Origin of the sequence: Flavobacterium sp., from assembly GCF_044339515.1 — a bacterium.
In the GTDB taxonomy this organism is placed as follows: domain Bacteria; phylum Bacteroidota; class Bacteroidia; order Flavobacteriales; family Flavobacteriaceae; genus Flavobacterium.
Genome location: NZ_JBIIVK010000086.1, coordinates 1 through 4791, shown reverse-complemented (window position 1 = coordinate 4791; position 4791 = coordinate 1). Strand labels below are relative to the sequence as shown.

Below are 4791 nucleotides of genomic sequence, written 5' to 3'. Positions count from 1 at the left end.
CAGATAACCTACGAGGAGCCATGAATGCGGATGATTTTCGTGATTATATGCTTTCGTTTCTTTTCCTGCGGTATTTGTCATACAATTATGAAGAAGCCGCTAAAAAGGAATTGGGTAAAGATTATCCTATTGATAACCTCTTTATCACTTTACAAAAAGATGATTTAGAAATAGAGTATGAAAAGAAATTTCGAGGCAATTCAGAAAATCAAGAAAAGAATTTAAATATTGAGAAATACAAAAATATTTCTATTTCACCTCTTGGAAAATGGTATCATGAAAATCCTGATGATATTGTGGAGTTTGAAAAACAAATGCGACGAAAAGTGCATTATGTAATTGAACCAAACCATTTGTGGAGCAATATTAGCGAAATGGCTCGTACACAAAACCCCGATTTATTACTAACTCTAGAACGCGGTTTTGATTATATTGAAAATCAATCTTTTGAGGGTACTTTTCAAGGTTTGTTTTCTGAAATCAATTTGAATTCTGAAAAACTAGGCAAAACTTCTGTAGAAAGAAATAAGAAACTTTGCACCATCATTCAAAAAATCGCAGAAGGCATTGCTGAATTCTCTGCCGATTCAGATACGCTTGGCGATGCGTATGAATATCTTATAGGTGAATTTGCAGCAGGCTCAGGCAAAAAAGCAGGAGAGTTTTATACTCCGCAACAAATTTCTACTATCCTTTCGGAAATCGTTACCTTAGACAGCCAAGAACCTAAAACAGGAAAAAAAGGTAAGTTGGACAAAGTATTGGACATGGCATGTGGTTCGGGTTCGTTATTACTGAATGTGCGGAAAAGAATCAAAGATGCTGGCGGTAGTGTGGGTAAAATTTACGGTCAGGAAAAAAATATTACCACCTACAACCTTGCCCGAATGAATATGCTGTTACACGGCATGAAAGATACCGAGTTTGAGATATTTCATGGTGACACTTTAGAAAACAGTTGGCCATTGCTCAACGAAATGAACCCAAGCAAAAAAGTGGAGTTTGATGCCATTGTAGCCAATCCACCATTTAGTTTACGGTGGGAACCCAACGATACTTTAGCAGAAGATTTCCGTTTTAAAAGTTATGGTTTAGCTCCCAAATCAGCTGCCGATTTTGCTTTCTTACTGCATGGTTTTCACTTCCTAGGCAAAGAAGGAACGATGGCTATTATTCTGCCTCATGGTGTTTTGTTCAGAGGTGGAGCAGAAGAACGCATCAGAACAAAATTATTAAAAGATAATCATGTTGATACAGTCATTGGTTTGCCTTCCAACTTATTCTACTCAACAGGGATTCCGGTTTCTATTTTGGTTTTAAAGAAATGTAAAAAACACGATGATGTGTTGTTTATCAATGCCAGTGAGCACTATGAAAAAGGAAAACGCCAAAACAAGCTAAGAGAAGGCGAAGAGGGAGAACCAAATGACATTCAAAAAATTGTGGATACGTATAAATACCGTCCTGACAATGTTCCTCGTTATGCTCGCAGGGTTTCAATGGATGAAATTGAAAAGAATGGGTATAACTTGAATATTTCAAGATATGTCAGCACATCATTAGACGAAATACAAATTGATTTGAATTCGGTGAATGAAAAATTGACTTCGATTAATGAAAGTATCAAAATAAATACAGACAAACACAATGCTTTTTTGAAAGAGTTGGGACTGAAAACGATTTAATCAAACTCCTTATTTAATTAAAAAAAGCGTTTATAACGGCAATAAAATATAACTTAGTATATTTTTAAAATAAGATTAACGCTACAAGTTAATATTTTTATAAACTTCTGATTTGTAATATTTTAGGGTATATTACTTGCGTTTATGTAAATATAATTTTAAATGAATTAATTATGTATTCAGTAAGTAATTTAACAACAGTTGCCGATTGCGATGTGTTGTTGGGCATGGCCCAAAAGGAAAAATCTGATTTAAACTTTAAAAAGTTATCAGAAGAACGACTTGTTACCAACTACAGCAATAACGCTGTAGAGATTGATGCCATCTTGCAAGGTGTAAATGCAGAAATAGCTGCCGTTGACACGGTTCTTGCTATTTTGCCGGAAGGTCCCACCAAAGAGGCCGAAGAAAAACGAAAAGTTCGGCTAGAATACCGCAAATTCTTGTTGGAAAACCGCAAAGAGAGTTACGGTGCAGTGGCTCTGCTAGAAAAAGAATTAGACCTTGAACGCGTAAACAAACAACTTGCCGAAGTAGATGTGTTTATCGCCGAAGTTACCGCCCATCGGGATACGTTGTAAAAGTAATTGTAATGTAATGACCGCCTTAATGGGCGGTTTTTTATGATTAGAAGTTTTTAAGTTATGATGTTTTTAGATTTAGTGTTTTCTATTTTATTTTTTAGAAAAACATCAATTTCTATTAAAATCAGTACCAATAAAAAAAAGCACCAACTTTCGTTGATGCTTGATTTATAGTTGAAGTTAAGAATTACTTAACCGCCAATTTCACAGTAGCAGAATTTCCACCTTCAATGATTTTTACTACGTAAAGACCAGTGTTTAATGAAGAAATGTTGATTGCTTCATTTGAAGTTGTTACATTCAATACTTGTTTTCCTAATAAGTCATATACCTGAACATTTCTCTCGGCATTTAATTCAGTTGAAATATATAATGTTCCGTCAACAACCGGGTTTGGATACACTTTTAAACCAGAGATCGTATTATTTCTAATTGACAAAGTAAGATCATTTAATGAACGAGCGGTTACTTGAGCAGCTCCATTAAAGTTACCAACTAAGGCAATAAAACCTGTAGTTCCGGAAGGAACCAATCCACCGATGTAATTCGCTTCAGCAAATGCCGTTCTAAAAATCATAGTGTCCGCACCATCTGTAAAGTTATAATTGGTAGCAGGTGGGTTAACAAAAACGGTAGTTCCGTCTCCGTTTTCAAAAGTAACACCGTTAATTTGAACTAATCTACTTTCGAATGCTTGCACATCACCGGCAAGTTGAGCAATTGTTACTACTTGTGGAGTTACTGTATTTCCTGAAGAAGCAACTGTTGCGTTGGCAGTAGGTGTAAATTGAAGTAAACCACTAAAAAGCGAAGTTCTTCCCGTTAAACCAGCCATTGCATCACCGGCTACAAAAGGCGTAGAAATGATACCGGCAACGTCATCAATTAATACAGCTCCGCTAGCATCTTCAACATATTTTTGATTACGTGTTGTTCTGGTATAGGTTACAACCGGTTCTTCTAAAATTTGATAATATTTTCCTGCACCGTTAGCAATTACATCAGCACGCATTTCGCCTAAGTTTCCTATTACATTTAACGCTGCAATTTCAAATGTTACGCTAGCCATTACAGGAGGGTCTAGAGGAGCGTGTGAATTGTCAACCAACTCCATATTTAAAGTATATTCTCCGGCAGCTAAACCTGAAAATAAAATAGGGTTAGTGTCATATTTCATGACCATTGATCCACCTGGAGTTAATGTATAATGGATGTGTCCGTCTATACCTGCACCCGGATTACCAACTACAAAGTTAGAAACGGTAAGGTTAACTGTTACATCTGAGTTTGGAGCAAAAACAGTTCCGTTAGAAGGAGAACCGATAGCTAAACTTGGAGAAGCTGCAGTACCAAAATCAGTCATTACAATATCGTCAATATTTAAACGTCTGTTTACTGTACCTGTTTCAGTAGCTCTTTTGATTCTGATTCGAACATCGGCATTGATGTCTAATTGAGCAGAGAATGTTTGTACATCATCAGTAGCAGGTGCAGTAAATGCGTCACCTACTTGAATCCAATCCGCACCATCATTAACAGAGTATTCTACTTTCCAATCTACTTGGGCATCAGTGCCGTATCTTCTGTATAAGAAAGATAAATTTCCAATACCATTTGTTTTGTTGGCTAACATGGTCATGGAAGATGTTCCATAACCTCTTAAACGACCAGATTTTGTACCGTTTTTCCAATCGTTGGTTTCAGTTCCAATTAATGCATCAGACATATCCCAATCCAAACCTGATAAGGCAACAGTTGCAGAGGCATAACTTGTTTTTGTTTCATTTTCAAAATTAACCGAATACTGAGCTTGTACAGTAAACATTGAAAATGCCAAAAATAATAAAGTGTAAAGTTTTTTCATTTTTAATATAATTTATTGTACAAAGATAGTAACAATAAACAAGCTACAAAATATAACCTTATTAAAAAATTGTAAATTGGGAATAATCCGTAGATTCTAACTACTTGATAATCAATTTTCGGGTAGCAGTTGCTTCGCCTTCTTTGATTTTAATCATATAGATACCCGGTGATAGTGAAGAAACGTTTAATTCTTTAGAATTAATGGTACTTTGTAGCACAACTTTTCCTAAAATATCAAAAATAGTTACTTCTTTGGAAAGGGATGATTTCGAGGTAATGTAAACTTTTCCGTTACTCACCGGATTAGGGTAAAAGCTAAGCCCCTCAATGGTAGTTTCCTGAGTTTTGTTGGGTTGCTGTGGCTTGTTTTCCTGAGCAGAAGTAGTCAGAGAAACAAGAAAAACCGCTAAAAGAATAGTATAAAAGTAATTTTTTTTCATCTTTCCGATTTGGTTTGGTAAATGTATAAAAAATATTTCAAATAGTGTACCAAAAAAAAGCGACTTTAATTAAAAGTCGCTTTTCATTATATTTTATTGATTGTCCGTTATTAGTCATAACCCTGTAATGCTTGCTATCACTAGCCTGTCGAATAATTTTTCTTCAAAATACCGTCTATTAAGCTTGTAAACGAACTCATTTAGGTATAATTGTAA

Annotated in this window: 4 protein-coding genes and 1 pseudogene; 2 read left to right on the top strand and 3 right to left on the bottom strand. The window is 35.3% G+C overall.

All coding sequences use genetic code 11. The annotated features are described in order from the left end of the window. On the top strand, window positions 1–1685 hold a 1685-nt coding region (locus tag ACIQ0M_RS15115), incomplete at its 5' end, for a type I restriction-modification system subunit M (protein ID WP_396153726.1). A 173-nt stretch (window positions 1686–1858) separates the two neighbouring features. Next, window positions 1859–2266: a hypothetical protein gene (locus ACIQ0M_RS15110; RefSeq protein WP_396153724.1), complete on the top strand. Its 408-nt coding sequence runs from the start codon at window positions 1859–1861 to the stop codon at window positions 2264–2266. A gap of 190 nt (window positions 2267–2456) precedes the next feature. On the opposite strand, the gene ACIQ0M_RS15105 is transcribed toward ACIQ0M_RS15110, so the two are convergent. From ACIQ0M_RS15105 to ACIQ0M_RS15095, 3 genes and pseudogenes are all read right to left on the bottom strand, one after another. Further along, entirely contained in the window at window positions 2457–4133 is a 1677-nt protein-coding gene (locus ACIQ0M_RS15105) for a T9SS type A sorting domain-containing protein (protein WP_396153722.1), read from the bottom strand. A gap of 100 nt (window positions 4134–4233) precedes the next feature. Next, window positions 4234–4575: a T9SS type A sorting domain-containing protein gene (locus ACIQ0M_RS15100; RefSeq protein WP_396153720.1), complete on the bottom strand. Its 342-nt coding sequence runs from the start codon at window positions 4573–4575 to the stop codon at window positions 4234–4236. Between the two features lie 114 nt (window positions 4576–4689). Further along, window positions 4690–4791 (bottom strand): annotated as a pseudogene (locus ACIQ0M_RS15095) (IS1595 family transposase); the annotation flags it as partial.